This window comes from Pseudovibrio sp. SCP20 (assembly GCF_057774105.1).
The window spans coordinates 35121-60304 of record NZ_JBYMDH010000007.1; the positions used below are offsets into that span (position 1 = coordinate 35121).

26 protein-coding genes, 1 tRNA gene and 1 riboswitch are annotated in these 25184 nt (G+C 52.9%); of the genes, 18 read left to right on the forward strand and 9 right to left on the reverse strand.

Going from position 1 to position 25184, the window contains the following annotated elements:
- The first annotated feature begins 37 nt into the window (after window positions 1-37).
- The 3 genes from AC3CB2_RS22325 to AC3CB2_RS22335 all read left to right on the forward strand — a co-directional run bounded on the left by AC3CB2_RS22325 (window position 38) and on the right by AC3CB2_RS22335 (window position 2453).
- Complete coding sequence (locus tag AC3CB2_RS22325) at window positions 38-694, forward strand: HAD hydrolase-like protein (RefSeq protein ID WP_352936499.1); 657 nt, start codon at window positions 38-40, stop codon at window positions 692-694.
- A 24-nt stretch (window positions 695-718) separates the two neighbouring features.
- Complete coding sequence (locus AC3CB2_RS22330; protein ID WP_352936501.1) at window positions 719-1141, forward strand: gamma-glutamylcyclotransferase family protein; 423 nt, start codon at window positions 719-721, stop codon at window positions 1139-1141.
- A 128-nt stretch (window positions 1142-1269) separates the two neighbouring features.
- Window positions 1270-1420, forward strand: a riboswitch (FMN riboswitch).
- Window positions 1421-1553: 133 nt separating this feature from the next.
- Window positions 1554-2453: a DMT family transporter gene (locus AC3CB2_RS22335; RefSeq protein WP_352936503.1), complete on the forward strand. Its 900-nt coding sequence runs from the start codon at window positions 1554-1556 to the stop codon at window positions 2451-2453.
- 45 nt (window positions 2454-2498) lie between these two features.
- Here AC3CB2_RS22335 and AC3CB2_RS22340 read toward each other — a convergent pair whose 3' ends face one another.
- Window positions 2499-3764, reverse strand: a complete 1266-nt coding sequence (locus tag AC3CB2_RS22340) for a hypothetical protein (protein ID WP_352936505.1) — start codon at window positions 3762-3764, stop codon at window positions 2499-2501.
- A gap of 160 nt (window positions 3765-3924) precedes the next feature.
- Between AC3CB2_RS22340 and AC3CB2_RS22345 the strand changes: the two genes are divergently transcribed.
- Complete coding sequence (locus AC3CB2_RS22345) at window positions 3925-4194, forward strand: acylphosphatase (protein ID WP_014286274.1); 270 nt, start codon at window positions 3925-3927, stop codon at window positions 4192-4194.
- Here the strand turns inward: AC3CB2_RS22345 and lipB are convergent, their stop codons facing one another.
- Entirely contained in the window at window positions 4195-4932 is a 738-nt protein-coding gene (gene lipB / locus AC3CB2_RS22350) for a lipoyl(octanoyl) transferase LipB (RefSeq protein ID WP_352936507.1), read from the reverse strand.
- A gap of 143 nt (window positions 4933-5075) precedes the next feature.
- Between lipB and AC3CB2_RS22355 the strand changes: the two genes are divergently transcribed.
- The 6 genes from AC3CB2_RS22355 (at window position 5076) to AC3CB2_RS22380 (ending at window position 9218) form a co-directional block, all read left to right on the forward strand.
- Window positions 5076-5342 (forward strand): FliM/FliN family flagellar motor switch protein, encoded by a 267-nt coding sequence (locus AC3CB2_RS22355; RefSeq protein WP_008547981.1) that lies wholly within the window; start codon window positions 5076-5078, stop codon window positions 5340-5342.
- 180 nt (window positions 5343-5522) lie between these two features.
- Window positions 5523-5609 (forward strand) — tRNA-Leu (locus AC3CB2_RS22360).
- Window positions 5610-6000: 391 nt separating this feature from the next.
- Window positions 6001-7416 (forward strand): magnesium transporter, encoded by a 1416-nt coding sequence (gene mgtE / locus AC3CB2_RS22365; protein ID WP_352936509.1) that lies wholly within the window; start codon window positions 6001-6003, stop codon window positions 7414-7416.
- Window positions 7417-7433: 17 nt separating this feature from the next.
- On the forward strand, window positions 7434-7859 hold the full coding sequence (locus AC3CB2_RS22370; RefSeq protein WP_352936511.1) for a VOC family protein: 426 nt from the start codon (window positions 7434-7436) through the stop codon (window positions 7857-7859).
- Window positions 7860-7991: 132 nt separating this feature from the next.
- A complete protein-coding gene (locus AC3CB2_RS22375; RefSeq protein ID WP_352936513.1) occupies window positions 7992-8717 on the forward strand; it encodes a hypothetical protein in 726 nt (241 codons plus the stop codon).
- Window positions 8718-8792: 75 nt separating this feature from the next.
- Entirely contained in the window at window positions 8793-9218 is a 426-nt protein-coding gene (locus tag AC3CB2_RS22380) for an ACT domain-containing protein (RefSeq protein WP_352936515.1), read from the forward strand.
- On the opposite strand, the gene AC3CB2_RS22385 is transcribed toward AC3CB2_RS22380, so the two are convergent.
- Window positions 9215-11311 carry a putative bifunctional diguanylate cyclase/phosphodiesterase gene (locus tag AC3CB2_RS22385; RefSeq protein ID WP_352936517.1) on the reverse strand — a complete coding sequence of 699 codons (2097 nt, stop codon included), beginning with the start codon at window positions 11309-11311 and terminating at the stop codon, window positions 9215-9217. The two genes, AC3CB2_RS22380 and AC3CB2_RS22385, sit on opposite strands and share 4 nt — an antisense overlap.
- Window positions 11312-11678: 367 nt before the next feature.
- On the opposite strand from AC3CB2_RS22385, the gene AC3CB2_RS22390 reads away from it, so the two are divergent.
- Both AC3CB2_RS22390 and AC3CB2_RS22395 read left to right on the forward strand, forming a co-directional pair.
- Complete coding sequence (locus tag AC3CB2_RS22390) at window positions 11679-12293, forward strand: ATP-dependent Clp protease proteolytic subunit (protein WP_054784831.1); 615 nt, start codon at window positions 11679-11681, stop codon at window positions 12291-12293.
- 193 nt (window positions 12294-12486) lie between these two features.
- A complete protein-coding gene (locus AC3CB2_RS22395) occupies window positions 12487-13509 on the forward strand; it encodes a hypothetical protein (RefSeq protein ID WP_352936519.1) in 1023 nt (340 codons plus the stop codon).
- Between the two features lie 53 nt (window positions 13510-13562).
- On the opposite strand, the gene AC3CB2_RS22400 is transcribed toward AC3CB2_RS22395, so the two are convergent.
- A complete protein-coding gene (locus AC3CB2_RS22400; RefSeq protein WP_352936521.1) occupies window positions 13563-14165 on the reverse strand; it encodes a thiamine phosphate synthase in 603 nt (200 codons plus the stop codon).
- A 379-nt stretch (window positions 14166-14544) separates the two neighbouring features.
- Between AC3CB2_RS22400 and AC3CB2_RS22405 the strand changes: the two genes are divergently transcribed.
- On the forward strand, window positions 14545-15723 hold the full coding sequence (locus AC3CB2_RS22405; RefSeq protein ID WP_352936523.1) for an adenylate/guanylate cyclase domain-containing protein: 1179 nt from the start codon (window positions 14545-14547) through the stop codon (window positions 15721-15723).
- Here AC3CB2_RS22405 and AC3CB2_RS22410 read toward each other — a convergent pair.
- The 3 genes from AC3CB2_RS22410 to AC3CB2_RS22420 form a co-directional block, all read right to left on the reverse strand.
- A complete protein-coding gene (locus AC3CB2_RS22410; protein ID WP_352936525.1) occupies window positions 15648-16364 on the reverse strand; it encodes a DUF599 domain-containing protein in 717 nt (238 codons plus the stop codon). The genes AC3CB2_RS22405 and AC3CB2_RS22410 overlap by 76 nt on opposite strands.
- A 770-nt stretch (window positions 16365-17134) precedes the next feature.
- Complete coding sequence (locus tag AC3CB2_RS22415) at window positions 17135-18187, reverse strand: alcohol dehydrogenase family protein (RefSeq protein ID WP_352936527.1); 1053 nt, start codon at window positions 18185-18187, stop codon at window positions 17135-17137.
- Window positions 18184-18711 (reverse strand): TetR/AcrR family transcriptional regulator, encoded by a 528-nt coding sequence (locus tag AC3CB2_RS22420; RefSeq protein WP_352936529.1) that lies wholly within the window; start codon window positions 18709-18711, stop codon window positions 18184-18186. Before AC3CB2_RS22420 ends, AC3CB2_RS22415 begins: the two co-directional genes overlap by 4 nt.
- A 138-nt stretch (window positions 18712-18849) precedes the next feature.
- On the opposite strand from AC3CB2_RS22420, the gene AC3CB2_RS22425 reads away from it, so the two are divergent.
- Both AC3CB2_RS22425 and AC3CB2_RS22430 read left to right on the forward strand, forming a co-directional pair.
- A complete protein-coding gene (locus AC3CB2_RS22425) occupies window positions 18850-19296 on the forward strand; it encodes a DUF1489 family protein (protein ID WP_054784793.1) in 447 nt (148 codons plus the stop codon).
- 83 nt (window positions 19297-19379) lie between these two features.
- Window positions 19380-19751: a hypothetical protein gene (locus AC3CB2_RS22430; RefSeq protein ID WP_352936531.1), complete on the forward strand. Its 372-nt coding sequence runs from the start codon at window positions 19380-19382 to the stop codon at window positions 19749-19751.
- Between the two features lie 69 nt (window positions 19752-19820).
- Here AC3CB2_RS22430 and panC read toward each other — a convergent pair whose 3' ends face one another.
- The gene (gene panC / locus AC3CB2_RS22435) at window positions 19821-20663 is read right to left on the reverse strand and encodes a pantoate--beta-alanine ligase (RefSeq protein WP_352936533.1); all 843 of its coding nucleotides are present in this window, start codon (window positions 20661-20663) and stop codon (window positions 19821-19823) included.
- Between the two features lie 272 nt (window positions 20664-20935).
- Here panC and AC3CB2_RS22440 point away from each other — a divergent pair, with 272 nt between their 5' ends.
- Together AC3CB2_RS22440 and AC3CB2_RS22445 are read left to right on the forward strand one after the other, a co-directional pair.
- Window positions 20936-21658 carry a vWA domain-containing protein gene (locus AC3CB2_RS22440; protein WP_352936535.1) on the forward strand — a complete coding sequence of 241 codons (723 nt, stop codon included), beginning with the start codon at window positions 20936-20938 and terminating at the stop codon, window positions 21656-21658.
- Between the two features lie 30 nt (window positions 21659-21688).
- Window positions 21689-22393 (forward strand): DnaJ domain-containing protein, encoded by a 705-nt coding sequence (locus tag AC3CB2_RS22445; RefSeq protein WP_128647443.1) that lies wholly within the window; start codon window positions 21689-21691, stop codon window positions 22391-22393.
- Between the two features lie 21 nt (window positions 22394-22414).
- On the opposite strand, the gene AC3CB2_RS22450 is transcribed toward AC3CB2_RS22445, so the two are convergent.
- A complete protein-coding gene (locus tag AC3CB2_RS22450) occupies window positions 22415-23872 on the reverse strand; it encodes a serine hydrolase (protein WP_352936537.1) in 1458 nt (485 codons plus the stop codon).
- Between the two features lie 392 nt (window positions 23873-24264).
- Here AC3CB2_RS22450 and AC3CB2_RS22455 point away from each other — a divergent pair, with 392 nt between their 5' ends.
- Window positions 24265-24597 carry a phasin family protein gene (locus tag AC3CB2_RS22455; RefSeq protein WP_008552981.1) on the forward strand — a complete coding sequence of 111 codons (333 nt, stop codon included), beginning with the start codon at window positions 24265-24267 and terminating at the stop codon, window positions 24595-24597.
- Window positions 24598-25184: the final 587 nt, after the last annotated feature.

The window sequence follows — 25184 nt, forward strand, 5'->3', positions numbered from 1 at the left end:
TTGGCGCAAAGCCAATTCCTATATTGAGGATTTGGCTTTGCGCACTCTGCTTTTTGATCTGGATGGAACGCTGACAGACCCTTTTGTTGGCATTGTAACGAGCGTTCAGTATGCTCTTGAAAAGCTTGGCCGGGACGTTCCTCCAGCTGAAGACCTCGCCTTTATTATCGGGCCTCCTCTTACAGAAACGTTCCGCCAGCTTCTGAATACAGAAGATGAAGAGCTGATCCTCGAGTGCATTCGCTTGTATCGGGAGCGTTTTACGACTGTCGGTCTTTACGAAAACGAGCGCTATGAGGGGATAATTGAACTCCTTCAGGCTGCCAAAGACCGTGGAGATCGGTTGTTCGTGTGTACTTCCAAGCCTTGGGTTTACGCTGAAAAGATCATTGCTCATTTTGAGATGGATGACCTGTTTGAAAAGACCTATGGCTGCGAGCTGGATATGACCCGCGGCAACAAAGTGGATTTGCTGGCTTACTTGCTGGAGCAGGAAAGTCTGGATGCATCTCATTGCATTATGATTGGTGATCGCAAGCATGATGTTATTGCTGCGAAGGAAAATGGTGTGGAGTCAATCGGTGTACTCTGGGGTTATGGTTCCGAAGAAGAGATGGCCGATTGCGGTGCTGATACTGTCGTCTCCTCTCGTGAAGAGTTGGCCGCTCACCTAGCCGACACCCTTGTTGCCTGATCCTTTTTGTAATGAGTTGAACTGATGCCGATTTATTTTGCTTATGGCCGTCTGATGAATCCGAAGATCATGGCAAGCCGCTGCCCGCAGGCCAAACCGTTGGGGCCAGCTTCCATGGATGGTTATCGCTTTATCATCACCACAGAAGGTGTCCCTTCCATGGTGAAGGCGCCTGGAAAGCGTGTGCATGGTGTTCTATGGGATTGCCGTATCGGTGATGTGACTGTTGTTGATGGAGCTGAGGCACTTTTCCGCAAAGGGCTCGACAAGGTCTTCCTTCCCGTGCGCAGTGGTGGGCAGAACAAGTCAGCAATTATCTACCTGAGCCGGACTGCCAGCACTGGGAAGCCGCATGCCAAAGCGTGGGAAGGTGTTTTGGAAGCAGCTGAGCATTGGGATTTTCCAGAAACGTACAGAGAAGAGCTGCGTCAGTGGGATCTGCGCTAGAGTTTTGCGAGCTATAAAAGTGCATTTGTGGGCTGACAGACCGTTCACAAATGTGTTTTCAGTTAGACTGAAAGACAACTCGCAATTTCCTGAGAATCTGTTAGAAAACAAGTCTCCCCAAGTTGGGAGATAATTCTCAGGGCGGGGTGAAATTCCCTACCGGTGGTGATTGTCCTTAGGGGCATAAGTCCGCGAGCGCCTTCTTTACTTAGGGAAGGGTCAGCAGATCCGGTGAGATTCCGGGACCGACGGTTATAGTCCGGATGGAAGAGAATGTAGGTGAGGGGTGTTCTAATGAACGCTGTTTGCTTGCGCGTCCTGATTCAATGAAACTTGGCGGTTTGCCGTCCTTTGGATCAGAAAGATTTCTTATGTTTAATCTGTTTTTGAATAGTGATTACGAGGTGCGTGTATGAGTACATCACGCAGTTCAACTCGTGCGTCTGCTGCTGTTGTGGGCGCAAGCTGGATGGTGTTTGCTGGTGCAGCGTTTGCTGTGACCAACTCTGCCATGCAGTATCTGACCATGGTGCAGGGGCTGAGCTCCACCAGTGCAACCTTCTGGCAATACCTGATTTCGCTTGTTGCGATGGTGCCGGTGATCTGGCGCATTGGTGTTGACGGCTTGCATACTGAGCAGCTTGCTCTGCACCTCTTCCGCGTTTTTCTGGCTGCGCTGGGCGTGCAGTTCTGGGTTGCTGGGTTGGCAAATGGTGTGCCGATCTGGCAGGGCATCGCACTTTTGATGACATCCCCGTTCTTTGTGACTATTGGCGCTGCTGTTTTTTTGCGTGAAAAAGCAAGTGGGCAGCGCTGGGTTGCGACAGCGGTTGGCTTTGTGGGCGGTATGATCATTCTCAGCCCGTGGGATGAAGCGTTCCAGCTGGTTGCGTTCCTGCCGATTATCGCAGCGCTGCTATGGGGTTCCTCCATCCTCTGCATGAAAAAGCTGGAAGAAAGCGAGAGCCCTCAGTCTGTTACGCTTTATCTGCTTCTGCTGCTAACACCGGTTAATCTGGTTCTGGCGCTTCTGGCTCCAGGTGGTCTTTCGATACCTGAAGGCATGAATATGTGGTGGTTGATCATTCTGGCAGGGCTGCTGGGTGCGATTGCACAGGGCTCGCTGGCGATGGCCTATGAGAAGGTGGATGCAGCTTACTTGCAGCCGTTTGACCATCTGAAGCTGCCGCTCAATGTTCTTTGTGGCTTCATCGTCTTCAGCTGGGTGCCTCCGGGCAATCTTTGGCTGGGAGCGGCGCTGATCATTGGCGCATCGCTGTACATTGTGCATGTGGAGCGTCAACAGGATTAATCAAAAAGCCCGGCCAAGTTGCCGGGCTTTTCTTTTGTTTATGAACTAGTTGAACCAGACAGCAAAGGCGCCGAAGTTCCTGCTTAAAGGGCGGCTTAAGGTGCGCATGAAGTCACCATCCCAGATTTCACCTTGTTCGATGTAGTTTACGGCGTTTGGTCCGGTGATAAAGAGAACAAGGTCGAAGCTCTCTGCTGTGTCAAAGAATGACTTCATGTTGATCCCGCCGTCAAACACCATGTGAGGGATCAACACTTCACCATTCAGCACTTTTTCTGAGGCTTTCACCGCTTCCAGCCAACTGTCGATGGTTTGCTGTGTGACAGGGAGAGTCTGAAACGGGCTGGTCTGGTTGGCGTTGGGGAGCCATTCGTGGTCGTTGTCGGTTTCCTTCTGAATGAGTTCCCAGGTTTCATAGTTCAGTTGCATAACCTGCAGAAGGTTCTGACGGGTCGCTTTGAGGCGATCGGGGTTCTCTACAGTCCAGTTGATGGAATGCAGGAAAGTGATTGGGGTTGCGAGTGCGCCTAGATCACGTGGACCACCTGCTTTTCCTTTTTCCTGCAGCTGTTTGCCATAGGTGGTGGCATCCGGGCCAAAGACGCTATGGAACGTCATGTCGTAGGTGCTCTCATAATCGAATGCGAGCAGGAAATTGCCTACTGACATGAGGAGGTTAGAGTAGCCTTGCAGCCACTTTGCGTCTGCCAGATCAAAGGTGATAGGAAACGTTGTTGTATCATCCTCAAGTGTGAATGGGCTGCGTCTGGAAAGGCTTGAGAGGATCTCTGCGAGGTTTTCGTAGGGTTCAACGGTGCCGCTGTTGTCGGCATCCAGATTGATCTTCAGAAGGTCAACTTGCAGTTTGACTGGTTGATTGGAGATGCCTGCCAGTGTGTCGTTGGCTTCTTTCAGCTGAGCGACGAACCGTTCCAGCATCTCCCGTGTTTTTTGATAGGTGACTGGCTCTGGGGTTGGATTGGGGGCGACTTGAACGCGGAAAATCGGGAGGAATGCGCGCAGGCTTCTGTTCGGGGAGGTGTTGCCTGCACCGTATTTGTAAAGATCCTGCTGCAGGCCCTGGAGGGCGTTCAGGAACTGCAGGGCGCCTAACGCGAGTTTGGCCTGATTGCTTTCAGGGTTTTGTGCGGTGTTTTTGCTGAATGTGGCAATGCCGGTCTGGTAGTCCGCTGTCTCGATGATCGCATTGAAATCGCTGATATAATCAGTCTGTGAGAGGGCTTGCGTCGGTAGAAGTGCCGTGGCTGCGGATAAAGAAAGAGCAGTCAGGCGGGATTTGAGAAAATTCATAAAGTCTCTCCTAAAGGTCTACCTATTAGATATGGGAATTGATGTTTTTTTTATGGCTTGCAATCTAAGGCTGTGGCGAGGCTGGGCAGTGTTGCCGGTTTCGTCGTCTGAAACGAAAAAGCTTTGTTTGTGAAGGCTTTAAGCGCACCGGGAGATAGCAATGAAGACCACACACTTTTCCATCACGGGATTGGTGCAGGGGGTTGGCTATCGGGCCTGGCTTTATAAAAAGGCCGGGATGCTGGGTGTTTCGGGCTGGTGCAAGAATAATGAAGACGGATCAGTGGAGGCAGTTGTTACCGGTGATCCGGAAAAGGTAGACGCCTTGCTGATGGCTGTTCAGCAAGGCCCTGTTGGTGCAGAAGTTGAAGCGGTCACGCTTTTGGGTGAAGCCCCGGAAGAGAAGGGCTCGTTCCGCATCGAGTACTAGTTATTCACCCTCTGGCTTTTGCGCCAGACCGGATGGACCTATGGAATGCGTAGGGCCGAAGATCTCTTCGAACTGCTCACGCAGAATGATATCCACCTCAGGCATCGTCAGTGGCAGGCCCAGATCAACGAAGCTGGTGACACCATGCTTTTGCACGCCGCAGGGGACAATGCCGGTGAAGTGTTCCAGATCAGGGTCGACGTTTAAAGAGATGCCGTGGAATGTTACCCACTTGCGCAGGCGGATGCCGATGGCTGCGATCTTGTCTTCAACATCCTTACCCTTTTCCGGACGCTGAACCCAGACGCCAACACGATCTTCCCGTCTTTCCCCGCGTACGTGGTGTTGCCACAGGGTGTCGATGAGCCACTGTTCAAGGGCTGCTACGAACGCGCGTACGTCTTGCTGGCGGCGCTTCAAATCGAGCATAACATAAGCAACACGTTGTCCCGGACCGTGATAAGTATACTGCCCTCCGCGGCCCGTTTCATAAACCGGGAAGCGATCTTTGGCGATCAGGTCAACAGGATCGGCGCTGGTGCCAGCTGTATAAAGAGGCGGATGTTCCAGAAGCCAGACGCGTTCGTTGGCTTCGCCAGCGGCGATTGCGGCAACACGCTCTTCCATTTCTTTCTGTGCAACATCGTATGGCACGAGTTCGTCATCAATCACCCACTCAACAGGTGGAGAACCTTCTAAGGGTAAGAAGTCTGTTTTAAGGGTTTGACGATCAGCCATGTTGTTATCCCAAAATGATCTGCGGATTTCGGTTAGTTGGTTTGCCCTAATGAGATGTAAGCGTCTACACTAAAAATAACAGGGCACCAACTCACAGAGTAGGGACTGGTGCATTTTATTCCCTCTGATGGAGCAGGACATAGATGAACAGGTTCGATGATATCTCCGTCGATATTTCGGTGGTGCTGGGTAAATCTGAAATGCCAGTGCACCAGTTGTTGCGCATGGGACGCGGTGCGGTGATTGAGCTGGACACCCATGAAGCGGATGATGTGACGATTTTGGCAAACAATACGCCGGTGGCCGAGGGGCAGGTGACTGTGGTTGGCGATAAAGTTGGCATTGTTATTACAAAGGTTCTGCAGCGTGCTGTGGAAATGCGGCCCGTAAACATGGAAGATCGCATCTGAAATATCGCGTGCAGTGGATAAGTCCCCGTCCAAAAGAGGTTTTTTCGATTTTTTTCCTCTGCACTGTGAATTTTTGAAAAAGGGTACTTGCGCAGGTTCGAGGGGTTGGCTATATCACCGCTCACCGGCCGACGGGGCGAGGCAAACAAGCCAGACACTCCAACGGCAAGCCAAGGTTTTGCGGCCGTGGCGGAATTGGTAGACGCGCAGCGTTGAGGTCGCTGTGGGGTAACTCCCGTGGAAGTTCGAGTCTTCTCGGCCGCACCAAAAGCCCCGAGCTCTTTTAAGAGCCGGGGTTTTTTGCTATCTAAGCCTCTGTCTTTTCACAGTATATAAAAATACAGCATCGCTTTATCAGGCGAGGGCTCAGGCATTTGCGTTGGTTTGCGTTTTTATGCGTCTATTTGCGTTTTTTATGGTTTGGGTGCGTTCCTATGTTTCCTCTGGATTTCCTGAAGGGCGCACGGGCCTACCCCAAAAAGAACGCAGTTTGATGTAAATCGTGAATTCTTCGCAAAAGGATTGCACGGTCAGAGAAGGTCGCTATAAACACAAACCTGTGCACAGGGACCTTGGTACCAGAGGCATTTCAATTTTCAGCAATACTGAAGGACGATGCTCACGTTAAGCATTTGACTGAACAACCAGTGGAGGTCTCGTGACCCAATCGGAAAATCCCGGTGCGCTTCATGCTGCGCCCCCTCCACCACATGTTCGAGATGCCAGTGGACACCTTGATACGGACTTTGTAACGCGCGTTGAAGAAGCTCTGGATACGCGCGATGCTGCTGTTGTGCGCGAGCTGGCGGGTAATCTGCACGAAGCAGATATGGGTGACCTGCTGGAGATGCTGCGCGAGGATGATCGCGTTCTTCTTATTCAGCTGCTGGGTGAAGAGTTTGACTTCGCCGCTTTGACCGAAACCGAAGAGCCTGTGCGTGCGCAGGTTTTGGATGCATTGCCGGATGGGGATGTTGTTGAGGGCATTGGCGAGCTTGAGTCCGATGATGCGGTTTATCTGCTTGAGGACATGGAGCAGGAAGAGCAGGAGAAGATCCTTGCTCAGCTGCCCAATGTGGATCAGGTTCAGATTAAGCGGGCGCTTGAATTTCCTGAAGATTCTGCCGGTCGTATTGTTCAGACTGACTTTATTGCGGTGCCACCCTTCTGGACAGTGGGGCAGGTGATTGACCATCTGCGCAGCTCCAAAGATCTGCCTGACAGCTTCTATGAGCTTTATGTGGTTGATCCGGGGTTCCGCCTGTTGGGTGCTGTGGCGCTGGACCGGTTGCTGCGCACCAAACGCTCCAAGAAGATCTCCAAGATTATGGAGGAGACCCGCCATTCTGTTCTGGTGACTGATGATCAGGAAGATGTGGCGCGCTTGTTTGAGCGCTATAACCTCGTTTCTGTTGCTGTGACCGACACCTCCGAGCGCTTGGTTGGTATTGTGACGGTTGATGACATCGTTGACGTCATTCAAGAAGAGGCTGAGGAAGACATGTTGGCGATGGCTGGTGTGGGTGATGAGGAGATCTCTGACAGCGTTCTGGAGATTGCCAGATCTCGCATTTCCTGGCTCTCGGTGAATGTGTTCACCGCCATTTTTGCTGCGTTTGTTATCTCTATTTTCTCGGCCACCATTGAGCAGATGGTGGCGCTGGCTGTGTTGATGCCGATTGTGGCGTCCATGGGAGGGAACTCTGGAACGCAGACCATGGCCGTTACCGTGCGCGCGATTGCCACTCAGGAGCTGAACAGGCGTAACATCCTCAGGGTTTTACGGCGTGAGCTGTTGGTGGGCATCATCAACGGTGTGGGCCTTGGAGTACTGATTGGTGCTATTGCGGGGGGCTGGTTCCTCAACCCAGAACTTGGGGTGGTTATTGGCAGTGCAGTTCTGATTAACTCTATCTGCGCTGGTTTGTTTGGATTGCTGGTTCCAATGGGCTTAGAGAAAATTGGAGTGGATCCTGCCATTGCTTCTTCAGTTTTTGTGACCACCATAACGGACGTTGTTGGCTTCTTTACATTTTTGTTCCTGGCTGCATGGTGGTTCGGTCTGCCGTTTTAGCCAATCAGGAGGTTAGAATGGATGCACCGGGTATCAATGGAATTGTCGAAACTGCTGTTTATGTTGATAATTTTGCCGAGTCGCATCAGTTCTACGGCGACCTTTTAGGGCTGAACCGTGTCGTTGAGGGGGAGCGTATGCATGGCTATGACGCAGGCCCCAACCAGATGCTTCTGGTTTTCCGGCGCGATGTGTGTGGCGATGATGTAGACAGCCCTTTCGGTATGGTTCCCGGACACAGCACGAATGGTCCTTCCCATTTCGCCTTCGCCATTTCCCGTAGTTCTTTGATTGAGTGGCGGGAGTATCTGGAAGACAAAAAGATCCCGATCAGCAGTGAAGTTCGTTGGCCGCAAGGCGGGGTGAGCTTGTTCTTTCGTGATCCTTTTGGCAATGTAGTGGAGCTGGCCACGCCAGGGCTTTGGCCGAACTATCAGGATTAGAGCTGGCTTCTCCTGATGGCCTGAATTGCCGTAATTTGCTGATCCTTAGAACAGCCTCGTGAGGGGTATCTTTCCTTTTGGCCGCTATACTCTTCCGGCGGCAGCTGCACGGCTGGCCGGGAGGAGGATGTCATGGTTCAGCACTGCAAGATCATCATCAGAAACCGAAGCAAAACGGCCTGCCGTTTCTATCTGTTCCAGCTGCAGCCGACCTATGTGGTTGTGGGTGGTGAAGTGCCTGAGGTTCACTCCTGCTGTATTTGTGCTGGTGAGGTTGAGCCCTACAGTATGTCCGGTGCTGAGCTGGAGTTCGCTTTCAAGGAAGTCGTGCTGGCTGGTGCTGTTCATGAGAAGAGCGCTTCAGTTGGTGCTCGCCGTTTCGCTTCACCTACCGGGAATGATGAGAGTGATGCACTGGCATTTGCCATGCAACGGGTGGTGGGGACGCAGAGTTCTGAAGATGCTGTTTCCATCAATAGCACGTGGTTAAGCGTGGCGCCGCTGGGCCTATCTCCCTCAACCAATGAAACCGGTGTGACCCTGCGCAGTTTCAGGATGCATACGCCTGCGGTTCCAGATGAGGAGCTCGCCGATGTTTACTGCGGCAATGCCATTCAGCATCAGGATGGGCAGGTGGTGCTTTCCAGTTTCGTCAGGCCTCCCTCCGGCAGTCAGGTGGACTGTGCCCCGCTGTTTGCCTTCTGGCTTGATACGGGCCCTTATCAGGTGGGGGAGGTGGTGCCCTATGATCGCTCTGGTTCTGGCCCAGCCCCGGTGCTCATCGAGTTTGCCTTTGATGGGCCTCAGGTGGTGATCGCGGACTACAATGAGGATGGGACATTCTCTCCGGGGGATTAACTTTGCTCCTTTGTTTCAATAGGATGTGCCGGTGTTTGAGGTTGAGAGCTGATTTGAGGAAGGGAGCTTTTACAGATGACAGAGCGTGGCGGAACGGACTTGCAGGAATTGCTGGCGTCCATGGAGGCTTCTCTTTCCGAAGAAAGCTTTGTGTTTTGCACCTTTCCCAATGGCAGTATTGAGGCCTTGGCAGAGCATTCCCCGCTTGGGCTGTTCTGGGAGCATGAAGGCCTGACGGCGATCCTTTCCATCGAGAATGCAGGTAAAGCTGGCGTTGAAACCGAACCTTGCTTCCGCCGTATCTCGCTTGCCGTTCACAGTTCACTGGAAGCCGTCGGCCTCACCGCCGCCCTCTCCAAGGCCCTCGCCGAAGCCAACATCTCCGCCAACGTCGTCGCCGCCTATTACCATGACCACATCTTCGTGCCAGAAGAGAAGGCAGAAGATGCTCTGGCGGCGCTGGAAGAGCTGAGCCGCACTGCGAAGGCTGGGTTGGGTTAGGCCAAGATGCCGAGTTGGGAGGCTGGGGCTCTTGGGGGTGGGGCTATGGTTTGTTGGCCGTTTAGGAGGCACTCGAAGGTTTCGGGGGCTACGGCTGGGGAGTACAGGTAGCCCTGGTATTCGTGGCACTGCAGTTTCTGGATCTGGCGGAGCTGTTCTTTGGTCTCGATGCCTTCTGCCACCAGAGTGAGGTTCAACAGGCGACCCATCTGGACGATCATTTGCACAATTGGCCAGCGTTTGGTGTCGGCAATGAAGGATCGGTCGATCTTCAGGGCTGTTACCGGATAGCGCTGGAGATAGCCCAGGTTTGAGTAGCCTGTGCCGAAGTCGTCGATTTCCAGCGTAAAGCCGAGATCACGCAGGGCGTTGAGTTCTTTCAGCGTTTCATTGGCATCGCTTAGCAAGGCGCTTTCGGTGATTTCCAGCCGGATTGATCTGGCCGACGCGCCGGTCTCAACGAGGATGCGGTGCAGGCGCTGGGATATGCGACCACGGCGGAACTGAGCCGGAGACAGGTTGATGGAGATCGCGATGTCATGGCCAGCCTGTGCCCACTGCTTTTGTTGCAGCATAGCCTCGCGGGCAACCCAGTCGCCGATCTCATCAATCATGCCTGCTTCCTCTGCAATCTCAATGAAGCTTGCTGCTGAAACAAGGCCGCGGGTTGGGTGATGCCAGCGCAGCAGGCCTTCTGCACCTACAATGCGGTTGGTGGCGACGCAGACGCGTGGCTGGTAGTGAACAGCGAGTTCTTTGTTACGCAGAGCCTGACGCAGGGCGGTTTCCAGACTGACACGTTCTTCTGCTTCCCTGGACATGGAGATGTCAAAGAAGCAGATGCGGTCACGGCCAAGATCCTTGGCTTTATACATGGCAAGGTCGGCCTTGCGCATGAGGGTGTCCAGATCAATGCCGTGTTCTGGGTAGGTGCACACGCCAATGGATGGGGTGACCTGCAGCATGTGTCCGCGCACTTTGCATGGCTTAGACAGGGCTGTTCTGATTTCTCTGCTGATATCGTCCAGTAGGTCGTGATCTGCAAAGTTGGCGATGAGCACAACGAACTCATCCCCGCCGAGGCGGGCGACAAAGCCGATGCCTTCGACGACTTCCTTCAGGCGTTTAGCGATGACGACAAGCAGGTCGTCGCCGACCAGATGGCCGAGGGTGTCGTTGATTGTTTTAAAGCGGTCGAGATCAATGAAGATGAGCGCACCGGGGTTGCCGGTGATGCGGGTCTCATCCAGATAGCGCTCGGCTTCAATCTCAAGAAATGTTCTGTTGGCAAGGCCAGTCAGCGTGTCGTGGTGGGCCAGGTAGCGGACTTCGTGTTCTGCTTTCAGGCGTTTGGTGACATCTGAGGCGCTCAGCAGGATGGCACGGGATCCGGAAAACGGATCGTATCCACTGCGGGCGTTCAGGTCGAACCAGCGTTCTCCCTGAGAGGAGTGCATGAGAGCGACGAGGTTTGCCTTGCCTGTTTTGCGCAGTTCATCCAGCAGCGCGTCGAAATCGCGGCGGTTGCACATGCGGTTGATCAGGTCTTCGCAGCCATCAGGCCGGTTGAGGCGGCTTGCCGGGTTTTCAAAAATCAGTTTGCCGTTCTCATCAAACATGCTGATCATAGAGGTGGTGTAGAGCAGCACCTGCGCGCTGCGCACCTGTTCCGGCTCATTGCCGACCTCTGAAATGACCTGAACCAGCAGGCCCGGATTGCCTGAGACGAGTGGCTGAGGGGATATAGAACAGTAGACGGAGACCGGCTGAGCGTTTGGGATGACGGTGATGCATTCGGTGATGCGGCCTTCTTCCCGTACGCGGGTCAGGTAAGATTGGAGCTGCCGCTCATAAGAGGGATCATCAAATGGAGCAGGCAGTTCAATTCTGAAGGCACCGGTCTGGTCGATACAGTTCTTGAGTGACAGGCCGAGGAATGTCAGACCTGCTGCATTGGCCCAAACCAACTTTGTCTGAGAGACGTCGACAATGTACATGGGGACGTCGACACGGGCGAAGGCGCGTTGGTCTTCTGTTGGGACAGGCGAGTGATATAGGACGTTGGCATCCAGCGTTTCAATAAAACCAGTCAAACCTGAAAATCCCTTTGTGCTGTGTCCTAGGACTAGACACCATCCCCTGCATGTCTATATCAGCTATAGGTAGATCGTTATTTTTACCGATTATGTGAGTTGCAAGGTTATTAAAACGTTATTCCTTTGCCTTTAAGTTGGAACAAACGAACTGAAAATGTGCAAAATGCATTGATTTAGAGGTGGAGAAACGGCGGTCTAGCGAAGGACCTACCAAAAGTGAGGGGAGAACACCCTCTTTTTCCTAGGGAATTTCTGTTAGGCTATGACTTTGCGTGTTTGCGGTCTGCCGCAGTATCTTTTAGTTATGTTTGATCAGAGTCTGCCGCGTGGGGCGGTAGCGAATAAAAGGGAGCATGTCATTCGCATGACGGACTATTGTGCTTCGACGTCAATTCGCCTTGAAGGTGATGAGGACGCGCCAAAGAATCCTGAAAAGTCCATCCCGGTGGACAAGCATCTTTTTGATGCGCGGACAGTGCTGATTACAGGACCTGTGACACAAGAGATGGCTCAGGATGTCTGTTCCCGTCTGCTTGCACTTTCCCAGGTCAGCAATGACCCGATTACCGTTATTGTTTCTTCTCCGGGTGGCCATGTAGAATCCGGTGACATGATCCACGACATGATCAAGTTCATCCAGCCGGAAGTTCGTATTCTCGGCATGGGCTGGGTGGCGAGCGCTGGTGCTCTGATTTACGTGTCTGTGCCGAAAGAGCGTCGTTTCTGCACCCAGAACACCCGCTTCCTGCTGCACCAACCATCCGGTGGTGCTGGCGGTATGGCAACTGATATCGAAATTCAGGCCAAAGAAATCCTCAAGATGCGCGATCGTCTGAACCAGATTTTCGCAGACGCAACCGGCCAGCCGCTGGAGCGCATCGAAAAAGACACCGACCGCGATTACTGGATGAGCCCAGATGAGGGCATCGAGTACGGTCTTGTTGGCAAAGTGATCAACAACGTCTCCGAGCTTAGCTAAACAAGCTCACTATATGTTTGAAGAAGGCGCTCTTTCAGGGCGCCTTTTTTATTGTTCAGGTGCCGTTTGCGTCACTGTGGCGCAAATAATACAGGGTAAATACATATGGGGTGACGCACGGGTTTCCTTTTGTTTTGAAGTCTTTCCTTGGGTAGTACGAATTAATCGATAAAACCAAAGGGGCGGTTTGGAAATGAATAAGGAACTCTGTGGCTCAGCTTTGCTTTGGTCTCTGGTTGTTTGTGCATCTGGTGCTTCGTTTGCTGCTGATACTGGTATTCAGGTGGATCTGGAAGGCTTGGCTCTTTCCAGTGCAGGGACTGGCGAAGGAGACCTTATTGTTAAGTACGGTACTACGGATGTTCTTAGCGCAAACAAGCTGGATAGGTTTGACTGGGCGCCAGGTGGGAGATTGAGTGTTGTAGTGCCAGGGACTGGTGAGCTGGCAGGCTATAAACTGCAATTCTCTGGGATGTACTCCGGGCGTCTAACCTCGCAATGGGACTACTTTGATCGAGACGGACCTATCGGTGACAGGTTCTCTGCAGCCTATGATAGTGACTATCGCGGCGCTCTCATTTCTGGTCCTGAGAACCCTGATTTTCGAAACTCTGATTCAGCTTATGCCTTTTTCTATGACTATCAGCGGGAGTTGTGGGGTGGGGAACTCAATCTCCAGCGTGAGACTGAGTTTTATGGTCTGACTGTCCTTGGTGGGCTGCGCTACATCGGACAACGCAACAAGCTGGGATCGGTGCTTTATGATAATGAGGCGGACTATCTGGGCACGCGTAATCACATTGACCGCGTGAAACTCACTACCAACAATCATATTTTTGGGGCGCAGTTTGGTGTTGAAGGGGCTTATGAAGTTGCGGAGAAGGTTTATCTGGGAGGACGGGCGTCTGTTGGTGCTGGTCTGAACCGTATTGATTTTTCAAGCCGCCTGACAAGTGACAACAACAGTTCCGTTGATATTCGCAAGAAAGAAGACCTGAACCATTTCGCGGCGTTTGTTGAAGTGGCGCCGAAGCTGACCTACCAGTTTTCTGAGCGGCTGGCGTTCAATGTTGGTGGCTATGCGATGCTTCTGAATGGTGTTTCTGATGGTACAGAAGAGTATCACCGTGTGGGCCTGCCAGACTACGACGTGCTGGAAGGGGACGATACTCTGCTGTTTTATGGCTTCAGTGCGGGTGCATCGATCCGGTTCTGATGCTTACTTAAAAGAAAGCCGCCTAGCTGAAGAAGCTGAGGCGGCTTTTGTTTTTAGCGCTGCCAGTTCTTGGAGGCTTCGAGCCATTGGGCGGTGCGGTGTTCGGGGTTGGTGGCGGTGGTGACGTCGGAGATGGTAGCGATAGAGTCTGCGCCGGCGGAGAAGACGTCGCTGGCACGCTCCAGAGTGATGCCGCCGATAGCGACCAGATGCTTGTTGGTGCGCTCGCGCCAATTCTTCAGAGTTTCCAATCCCTGTGGCTGCCAGTGCATTTCTTTTGAGGTGCTATTGTAAATCGGTCCAAGGGCCACATATTCAGGATCTAATGCCAGAGCTGCGTCCAGCTCGGCTTCATCATGGGTGGAAATGCCGTAGTAGATCCCCGCGGAACGGAGTGCGCGGAAATCAGCGGTTTTCAGATCCTCTTGTCCTAAATGCACATAGCCCACGTTTGCGTCATACGCTGCCTGCCAGTGATCGTTGACGACAAGCACTGCGCCGGCTTTGTCGCAAAGTTGCTTTGCTTCGCGGACCTGAGATCGGATTTCATCCTCGGACTTGTCTTTGATACGGAGCTGACAAAATTTGACACCAAGAGGAAGGACGCGTGGCAGCCACTGGGTGCCATCGATGATCAGATAGAAGCGATCTAACATTGTTGGGTTTCTCGATTAAGTGCGCAGTGACTGGATGGGCCATCACTAGATGCGTGCTGCGTTCATATTTTTGAGCGAAAATATGAGTTGGGCAGGTTGTTGGCTACAAATTTCTAAAATTTGAAGCATTTACACGTCCTGCGTGTGTTGAATTGTGGAGAAAGTCTAGCAAAAAAGGCGAGGGTTTCTTGAGGGTATTCCTGTAAATGTCTGAGTTGAAAAGTAAATGATGAAAAATATTGGAATTTTTACCGTGTTTGCTTGCGGGCAGGGTAATTTTACGTGGTCTTCTTTTTCGCTCGTCTCTGGGGTGTAAATGTCTAATAGCGAGTCTTTTTCCCTCTGCGATTTAATGGCGTGGCTTTCTAAGGACGCAAAAATGCTGGGTCGTCCCTGCCGTATCTTTGCGGTGTTGGGAGAGCATTTGCAGGCGCTGGGCATTGAGGTGGACCGGATCTCCACCGGCATCTCCATTCTGGACCCGAATTATCACGGCGAGGGCTTGATCTGGGAACGTGGGGTTGGCCCACGGGTGCGTTACTTTGAGCGCACGCCTGATACGAGCGAGTCTTATAATCAAAGCCTTTGGAAGCGATCCATTGAGACCGGGCAAACGATCCGGCATAAGTTTGGTCATCATGATGAGTTTGATCAACTGATGATCATTCAGGAGCTGAAGGATCAGGGGTACACGGACTATGTGGCCGTGCCCATGACGTTCTCAGACGGAGAAGTGCATGGGTTGGCGTTTGCCTCCCGCGCGCCGGATGGCTTTAAAGATGAAGATGTGGCGCTGTTTGATCAGATCTCCGCTCCGCTGTCGCTGATTTGTGAGCTGTTCAACTCGCGTCAGGCTTCCGAGAGCATTCTGAACACCTATCTTGGTACACGTGCCGGACGGCGGGTGATGAATGGCGAGATCCGCCGGGGGGATGGTGAGCATATCAATGCGGTGGTGGCTTTCAGCGATATCCGCAACTTCACCGGCTTCTCTAATTACCTGCCAGACACAGCATTGCTGCAATTGCTGAATGAGTATTTTGGCATTGTCACCTCACGGGTGGAGCAGCATGGCGGCGAAATTCTGAAGTTTATTGGTGATGAGGTTCTGGCGGTGTTTCCTTATACGGATGCACAAAGCGCCAGAATTGCTGCGTTTGAAGCCATGACTGCACTGCGTGAGAGCATGTCTGATCTGGCCGCCGCCAATGCCCGCGGGTTTCCTGATCTGCCGGCCATCCATGTGGGCATGGGTGTGCATTCAGGGCGTGTGTTCTTTGGTAATGTGGGTGGTCAGCGGCGTCTGGACTTCACGGTTGTTGGTCCGGTGGTGAATGAGGCTGCACGCATTGCAGACCTGTCCAAGCGCCTTAATCAGGAAATGCTTGTGTCGCAGTCTGTGGCTGAAATTCTGAACTGTTGTGAGGACACCTATGTGGGGACATACCCGCTCAAGGGCTTCCCCACACCGGTGAAGGTTTATCAGGCGCCGGAGTTGACCAGATCCTGTGCATTTGGACCTGGCAATACGGCTTTCCTTGCCTTTGAGAAGAACTGACGGCGCAGCAGCACCAGCGTGACCATCAGGGTCGTTCCGATGAAGATGAGCGGCCCTGCATACCATCCCAGATATCCGACAGCGAAGAAGAGAGCCTGCTGGCCGCTGCTGAAGTGGCGCCCGGCCAGCGTTGCCAGTCGTGCTGCGCGCAGGGATGCGTCTACGGCTTCTTCATTTTCTTCATGGCAGTCGTCTGGAATAGAGCCCATGACGATGGTGGTGTAGTTGAACAGGCGGTAGGCCCAGCCGAACTTGAAGAAGGCGTAGGCGAGGATCACCATCAGGCCAAACGTCTTGGCTTCGTTTTGAAGCGGATCGTCCAAAAATGGCAGATTGAGAGTTTGGGCGAGAGCCGTGACCTCATCCATGGCGCTTAGAAGCGTGACCGTACCACCGATGGCGAGCAGGGAGGCTGAAGCGAAAAATGCTGTGCCCTGTTGCAGGCCAGAGGCGATGTTGGTGTCTGCGATGCGGACTTCTCGTCTCAGCATGGCGCGCATCCAGCGGTAACGGTGTGCATCCATGGCATGGGAGAGGGTGTGTTTGGACCACGGGCTGCGATAGGCCAGCCAACTGTACAAGCCCCATGAGAAGACGAAAAAGAGGATGGCTATGAGGTTGGAAAGCTGGATTTGAAGCATTGATCTTTCTGTTTTTAAGCCTGTGTCCGGAAATCAGCCTGCGTTTTGAGCGCGGGTTTTTATATGTTTGGCATGATTTGGGGGAAGCGGCTAGAGGCGGAGCGCCACATGCAGCTGTGTGAGCCCAGCTATTTTCGAGCGAAAACAGACTCAAGGTACGCAAAAAACACAATTGGAGTTGTCCTATACGGCACCCGGTTCTCAATAAAGTCGAGTTTTGAACGAATTTTTCTCGAAAAAATTTGGCTGAATTTTTTTATGGTTATCGATAATTTTAGCAGTTCTAAAGAGCTCTAACTTGTTGGGGCTATGGGTTTTTATTGGGTAGGTATATCTGACTGGGTAATAGGTAGATAATTTTACGTAGCAAGGTGCGACGGTGCGGCCAGCCAAATTTTGCCGTTTTACTGTTGCGCTTTCATTGGAAAAGGAATATTCCGTGCGCCCTGTGCTGACGAGGTTTCCTCGGCGCGCATCTATCAACCATTAAACGGTGTTTTATGGATCACGAAATTCAGAAGTCCTGCTGGGGGTTCACTATGTGGACTGTAGCAACCCTCGGCGGCGTTATGGCGCTGCTTTACGTATTTGCAGGTGCCGGCAGTTAATCCCAAGACAACTGCCTGAAACGCGGATTTTGACAGGGATGCAGATGTGACGTCTGCATCCCTTTTTCTTTGAGTGCTTCTACCCCCTATCAAAAATCGGTACTGTGCTGCTGATCACGCTCTGTACGTTAGGGCAGTTTTTGTTCAGCTCGCTTTTGCAGCTTAGCTGGCGACTTGCAGCACGATCTTCCCAAGATGTTTCTTTTGCTCGAAGACTTCCTGCGCCTCTTTGATTTGAGAGAGGGGGAAGGTTTGTGAGACAAGCGGTTTGATGCGGCCTGCTTCGATATGGCTGACGAGATTGCCGAACACTTGCGGCTCCAGCACTGTGCAGCCGAAGAAACTCAGATCCTTCAGATAGAGCGTGCGGACGTCCAGCTCGACCAATGGGCCTCCGATAGCGCCTGCAACGGCGTAGCGGCCTTTGGGCTTGAGAACTTCCAGGAACGCAGGCCATTGCTCTCCGGCCACCAGATCAATCACCACATCAACGCTGTTGGTGCCGAGGCTGTCTGTGAGGTCGTCCTTGCGATCCAGAACGCGGTCTGCGCCCAGCTCCAGCAATAGTGGAGCTTTGGAGGCGGAGGAGACGGCGATGACGTTGGCACCGCGTGCTTTGGCCAGTTGGATTGCCGCTGATCCGACACCGCCTGAGGCGCCTGTGATGAGTAGCAGCTCGCCGGATTGCACATTGGCGCGGGTGAGCATGTTTTCTGCTGTTGTGTAAGAGCAAGGGAACGAGGCGAGCTCCTGATCGCTCAGAGCGCTTTGGATTGGGTAGATATGGTGGTGATCGACTGAAACATATTCAGCAAAGCCGCCATCGCATTCGGAGCCCAGGAACCATGGTGTTTCCAGTTGTCCGCCGTTTGCGTGGTGCAGGCAGGGCTCAATCAGCACTCGTTTGCCGATCAGATCCTGTTTGACGTTTTTGCCTGTTGCGACGACCTGTCCGCACACATCGATGCCTTGTATGCGGGGAAATTGGAGAGGCTGTCCGGCCCAGCTGGCATCTTCTGCATTGCTCTCCTGCTTTGAGTACCATGCCTTGCGGGTGTTGATGTCGGTGTTGTTTACACCGGCCGCCAGAACCTGCACCAGGACGTCTTCAGGGCTGAGCTTGGGGAGAGGGAGGTCTGTGCGCAGCTCCAGCATCTCCGGGCCGCCGTGGCCGTTGAGTGTGACTGCGGTCATGGTGGTGGGGAGCTGGCTCATGATGCGGTCTCCTGTGTGAGTGATAGAATTGCGGACTTGGCCCAGCTGAAGACCTCAGAGCCGTTGAGAGGATAGGTGGAGACGGCGCCTTCGTGGATAAGGAAAAGCTCTCCTGCTTTGTGCTGAAGCCCCAGTAAGGCTGCCAGTTGATCCTGCGTCTCTTGCTTGTGTCTGGTGACGCATTGAGAGACCTGCTCGCTCTCCGGATAGGCAGAGAGCGCCGCTCGGTCCATGCAGCCGTGTGGGGCGTTGGTTTGCATCCAGTGTTCAATGGTGCCGAGGATGGCCGTGAGGCGGTCCTGTGGTGCGGTCTCTGCAGCTTCCTTTAGCAGGGACAAGTATCGGCGGTGGCGGACTTCCAGCGCGCCGATGATCATGTCTTCTTTGGAAGGGAAGTATTTGTAGAGCGTGCGCAGGCTCACATCAGCGCCTTTACGCAGCTCAGCCACGCCGGGTGCGGTGAAGCCACGGGCCGCAAAAACGCCTTCCAGCTTCGTGCAGATTGTGTGTTCCAGATCAGTCATGCTAAATTGGTAGAGTGATCGTTCTACCGAGTCAATCGCGCATGTGCAGGTGGTGATCACCGATATGTTTGTGCAATGCGTTAGGTATGCGTTGTGCTATCTCTGGCAATCAGCTGAGCGACCTGCTATTTGAGCGCTATGACGTTACATCTGGTGAAACTCTGTGTTGGCGTGGAAAGCGTTGACCAGCTGCGGAATTACATTGAACAGCGACAGATTCTGGCGCTGTCCCACGGTTTGAGTGATGAGCAGATCCATACGACCCGTATGGTGCCGACTCGTATTGATGAGCTGCTGGATGGTGGGTCGCTGTACTGGGTGATCAAAGGCAATGTTCAGGTTCGCCAGAAACTGATCGATATCCGTGTTCACAAAGATGATTCCGGCAAGAAGCGTTGTGATCTTGTGATGGAGCCGTATCTGCATCAGACGCAGCTCCAGCCACGCCGCGCGTTTCAGGGTTGGCGCTATCTGAAAGCGTCAGATGCTCCGCCGGATGTGACCGGTCCTATGCTCGACAGCGATCAACTTGCCGAAATGCCAGAGGCCATGCGCCGCGAGCTGCAGGAACTCTGCCTGATTTAATCGTTCCCTTTTTGCGGATTGTATCTGTGAAGGCTGGATGAGATAAACTCTTCAGGCGGCTGTCTGTCTGGGGGGATCATGCTGTGACCGAGCTTATTGCGTCGATTGCCGGGCCATATCTTTTCGTGACAGGCCTTGGTTTCTTTGTTTCCAGCGGTTTTTACCAGCGGATGATTGCTGCCCAATCAGATGCAAATCCGATTCTACTCAATTTATTTGGTGCTGTGCATTTTGTGGTTGGAATGGTTGTGCTTGCCAATCATTTCACAGTGTCCAGCGTGGCTGGTGCGCTCGTAACTCTGGTTGGCGCCGCTGCTGCGCTGAAGGGGGCAAGCCTTATTGTCATTCCTGATTACATGACAAAATCGCAGCAAATGGGGAAGACGGGCGTTCTCGCCACTGGTGCTGTATTTACCGCTACAGGTGCTTATCTCAGCTATGTCGGGTATTTCTAGCAGAGCTCTGGGAGGTTTCAGAGTGGGTGGGCTTCCGGGCAAATGCGTTCACTTGCCCGGAAAGCAATTTTAAACTTCGATGTTATCGATCAGGCGGGTTTCGCCGACTTTGGCGGCGACCAGGATGCGGGAGCCTTTGGCGTCGACCGGGGTGCCCAGATGTTTTGCGTGGCGCAGCTCGAAGTAGTCTGTGGCAAAGCCTGAGAGCTTCAGAACTGCCAGAGCCTTCTTGCGTACTTCAATCCAGTTTTCACCGTTGTGAAGCGCGTTGCGTGCAGTGGTCAGCGTCTGGGAGATGGTGATCGCGGTTTCGCGTTCCTTGTCATCCAGATACTCGTTGCGCGAGGACATGGCGAGGCCGTCGTCTTCACGTATGGTAGGTGCCCCAACGATCTGAGTCGGCAGGTGCAGATCTCTTGCCAGCTGTTTGATCACGCGCAGTTGCTGATAATCTTTTTCACCGAAGACAGCCACATCCGGCAGGACAGCCAGTAGAAGCTTGGCGACCACGGTTGCTACGCCGTTGAAGAAGTGCGGACGGTGATCTGTTTCCAGTCCCAGAGCCGGACCTTCAATCTGAATGGATGTGGCAAAGCCGTTTGGATACATTTCCTTTGCGTTTGGAGCAAAGACGCCAAACACATCATGTTCCGCCAGTTTCTGAAGATCGGAGGCTTCCGTTCTTGGATAGCTTTCGAAATCTTCGCCCGGCGCGAACTGTTTTGGATTCACAAAGATTGAAACAATCACGATGTCTGCCAGTTCCCGGGCCTTTTCGACCAGTGACAGGTGACCTGCGTGCAGAGCCCCCATGGTTGGAACCAGAGCGATTGTTTTGCCTTCTCGTCTCAGAGGTAGTAGTGCAGCCCGCAGGTCGTCTACACCGCGGTATACGTCTGGGAGATTTCTCATAGGCGTCTCCATGTGGGAACACATCCCGTTATTTCTTGGCTTTGCAGCTGTTCTTATCTGTTGTTGGTAATGGGTTTGCCCAGAAACTGTTGAACCCAATTGCAAGCAGAAACTGATATAACCAGTTTTAGCAGATTTTGTGATTATTCTCACTGCACCAATAGTGGGTATTGGTCTTTAGCGAGCGAATTAAATAATCTGTCCCAAGATTTGTTAAGTTGTTGGAATAATATGCCTTCATAACCTTATGTGAAGCGAACACAGGTGTGCCTATGTCAGACAAGCTTTCCAAAAAGACCGGATTTCTGAATAAGCATGCGGAAGACAAAAGCGAACTTTCCAGTTTTCTTGCGGCTGCTAAAGGTGCCGCCGCGGCGCCTGAGGGTAGCGAAAGAGGGCGTTTGATCTTTGCTCTAGACGCCACAATGAGTCGCCAGCCGACCTGGGATCAGGCCTGTCATCTGCAGGAGGAGATGTTCATTGAAGCGGGGAGTGTTGGGTCGCTGGATGTGCAGCTGGTGTTTTTCCGGGGCTATGGAGAGTGCAAGTCTTCGCGCTGGGTGAGTAACTCCAAAGAGCTTGGCCGGATGATGCGCAAGATCCGCGTTCAGGCCGGGCGGACGCAGATTCGCAAAGTGCTGGACCATGCCTTGAGCGAAACGCGCAAGAAGCGGGTTCAGGCGGTGGTTTATATCGGCGACTGCATGGAGGAAAATCCCGATCTGATTTGCGACAAGGCCGGAGAGCTTGGGATGCTTGGGGTGCCGGTGTTCGTCTTTCAGGAAGGGCAGGACATTGTGGCGGAACGGGCCTATCGGGAGATCGCCCGGCTGAGCAATGGTGTCTATCTGAATTTCGATGAAGGATCGGCTGCGAACCTGCGCGGATTGCTGGCTGCGATTGCCACGTTTTCCGCAGGGGGCAGGGAGGCCCTTGAGCGACTTGAGCAATCGGGGCATAAAGGTGCTCAATTCTTGATAGAACACCTCAGGTAGTACATGGGCTATTTGGTCTTAGGAGGATTGGTGCTCGCCATCCTCTATTTCTTCGCAAAGTGGCTGACACAGTCCAACCCTGCGAAGCTTGCAGACACTTTGAAAAAACTGATTGGCGGTCTTTTGCTGCTGGTCTGTGCGTTTCTCGCGGTGACCGGCAAATACGTGGTGGCCGCGCCACTTGCCGTTTTTGCGCTCTCCCTTCTGGGATGGGGATCTGCGCAGAACCTCCGGTTTCCCGGGGGCTTTTCCCTTGGTGGGCTGGGAGGTGCCTCAAAGAGCGCCGGTCAGACTTCCACCATCTCTTCCAAGTTTCTCCATATGGAGCTGGATCATGACAGCAAGAAGCTGGAGGGCAAAGTGCTCGCCGGTACATTTGCTGGCCATGCCCTGAGTTCTCTGCAGGTTGCGGATCTCAGGCAGCTTTGGCGTGAAGTGCAGCCGGATGGGGACAGCGTTGCCCTACTCGAAGCTTACCTCGACAGCAGGCTCTCCAACTGGCGTGTAGACTTCCAGGCGGATTCCACAGCGGGGCAGAGAGACGCGTCGGGCTCGAGCGCTCTGACTGAGAAGGAGGCCTACGAGGTTCTTGGACTTGCGCCGGGAGCCTCCGTGGACGACATCCGCGCCGCTCACCGCCGACTGATTAAACGATTGCACCCCGATAGTGGAGGTTCTGCTTTCCTGGCTTCCAAACTCAACGAGGCGAAGGATAGGCTTCTCAACAGACATTAGACTCACCGTGACTGATACTAGTTACTGATAGACGGCATAGCAGGAGTACTTGGCCTTCTTGAGTTTGGCGCAAGCGTCCCAGGCTGCTGTTTTGGTTTCAAACCCGATGAACCGCGCGCGGTACAGGGTCTGTCTCTTGGATTTGACCGGTTCAGTGTAAATGCGCTTGTTACGCAGGGCGGAGCCTGCCGCAGCGCGCGCACTTTCCAGGATGCGGATTGCCTTATCCTGGCTGTCGGTCGCAGAAATCTGAATGTGCCAGCCAGATGTGTCGATGTCCTCTGGCTTCAGGCTTGCAATCTTGCTCGCAATTGGAGCGGAAGAGGGCGCAGGCGCTGTGGCTGGCTGCTGCAGTTTCGCAGATGCGGAGACTGCAGGGGCGGCCAGAGAGTTGGCAACCAGTTCCTTACGCGGTGCCGGAGCTGGGCTTGAGGCCTGGCTTTCCAGCATTCTTGCGATCGGATCGGTTGGTTTCGAGTTCGGTGTTGTGCCATTTGCGTTGGCATAGGCCAGCAAAGTTGGCTGCTGTGCAGGGCGACCAGTCGCTTTTGCAACAGGAATTGCCGGTGCCACCTTCGGGAACTGATAGCGTGTTGTTGTGCCTGCGTAGAGCATAGGCGCGGTGCGGCGACCACGGGATGCTTTTGGCAGGTACTGGTTGATCAGTTTCACCATCTGCGCATCACGGCTTTTGCCGGTGCGGCCACCCAGAACCACAGCAACGATCTGACGATTGTCGCGCTTTACGTTGGTGACGAGGTTGAAGCCGGAGGCATTGGTGTAGCCGGTTTTGATGCCGTCTACGCCGCGCACACGACCCAGCAGCTTGTTGTGGTTGCCCATACGGCGGCCAGCGTAAGTGTAGGAGCGGGTGTTGAAGTACTTATAATACTTCGGGAAGCGATCCTGAATGGCGCGGCCCAGCAGAGCAAGGTCAGCTGCTGTGGTGACCTGCTTGGAATTTGGCAGGCCATGCGGGTTTCTAAAGGTGGTGTTCCGCATACCAATGGCGCGCGCGGTCTGCGTCATGCGGCGCCCAAAGGCTTTTTCAGAACCAGAGATGTGCTCTGCAATCACAGTCGACGCATCGTTTGCGGACTTGGTGATGAGGGCGTAGATCGCATCCTTCACGCGCAAAGAACCGCCAACTCTCAAGCCAAGCTTGGTTGGTGGGCGACCTGCAGCGTAGCGGGACACTTTCATTTTGGTGTTGAGCGAAACGCGGCCTGCTTCCAACTCTTCAAAGAGCACGTAAAGTGTCATGATCTTTGTGGTGGATGCTGGATAGCGCCGTGCATTGGCGTTGTTGGCGTACAAAACCTTTCCGGTTTTAGCATCAACGACAATACCAGCATATTTGGAATTAGCCTCGGCAACGGATGGAGCTGTAGCGATTGCTACTGAAACGGCAATGATGCCGACAGCTTGTCCAAATGCCTTTTTTAGGCGCCCAAATGGCCCAAATTTACGCAGACCCATGTTCTTTTCGCCCCGTGAGCAATAATGGCGGTTACGCGCTCTGTACTAAAAAAATTCGCTGAGTGCTAGCGGAGGTGTGTTCTGAAAGCCTCAGCCGCTAAAAATGCAGCAGAGGTGGCTCCCCCCGTTCGCGTCATGCCCAGAATGATGCGATTACGGTTACAATTCTGTAAATGCGCAAAGGCAGATTGCAAAAATCTTGTTTTTATCCGTTTTTTGTTTGTGGCTACGCCCCTGTCTTTTCATAATATTGCAGTGCAAAATAAGAGTTGACAAATTTTGTGCAGCGCATAATATCCGTTGCGTAAGTTTTGGAATGTGGCGTTTGCTCCCCAAGAGACAAAACCTAATCATCGAATTACCGGCGCCGCCCAATTGATGAGGGAATTTTCATGGTCACAGGATTTGAGAATATTCAGAAGCTTGGAAAAGATAACATGGACGTAGCTATGCAGAGCTTCGGTGCCTTTTCCAAGGGAATGCAGGCGATCTCTGCTGAGGTTGCGGACTACTCCAAGAAGTCTATGGAAGATAGCAGTGCTGCGATCGAAAAAATGGTAAGCGCGAAGTCTCTCGATAAGGCTATGGAAGCTCAGGCAGATTTTGCCAAGGTGAGCTACGAAAGCATGGTTGGTCAGGCGACAAAGATCGGCGAAATGTACGCTGAAGTCGCTAAAGACGCTTATAAGCCATATGAGAACATGCTCTCTAAAGCTGCCAAGTAATCTACTGGCATAACCGAATATGAAGCCCGGGGCGGATCATCGCTTCGGGCTTTTTGGTTTTTGGGGCGCCTTTAATTTATTGCTCCGGTTGTTTTCATTTTCAGAAAACCTATCTCTCTTCTTCAAGGCCCTCTCAAAACATTGTGATTCAGCTTTGCTCAGTGCTGCGGAATGAATGCCGGTACCCTCAAGGGGCCGGAGATGTTCATCTTACGTTGGGAGCAGGGTTTAACCCTTCGGATAGTCTGGTCATTTTCTCAGCTTAATGGTTTGCTTTTTGCAGTTTGCTCAGGGAATAATCAGTACTAAAATCAATGAGAGACACGCGCTGCTTCTAAATACCCGCAATCCCTTGGATTAGCGGTAGAAATAGGAAAGAGCGCAGGCAGGTTTGAGGCTGGCCTTTGCGTGGGTCGCCTCATACTCTAGAGACAACAGACAGCGATGATGCTGCGGTGAGTGTGTGAATGAAAGACCAGCGACAGGCAATGAGTGTTCTCAGGGGAGATAAACTTATGCTTCCAGTATATAATGAAACACTGTTTGATTTTTCTGGAGTTGTTGGTGTGCCCTATGAAAATGCATAT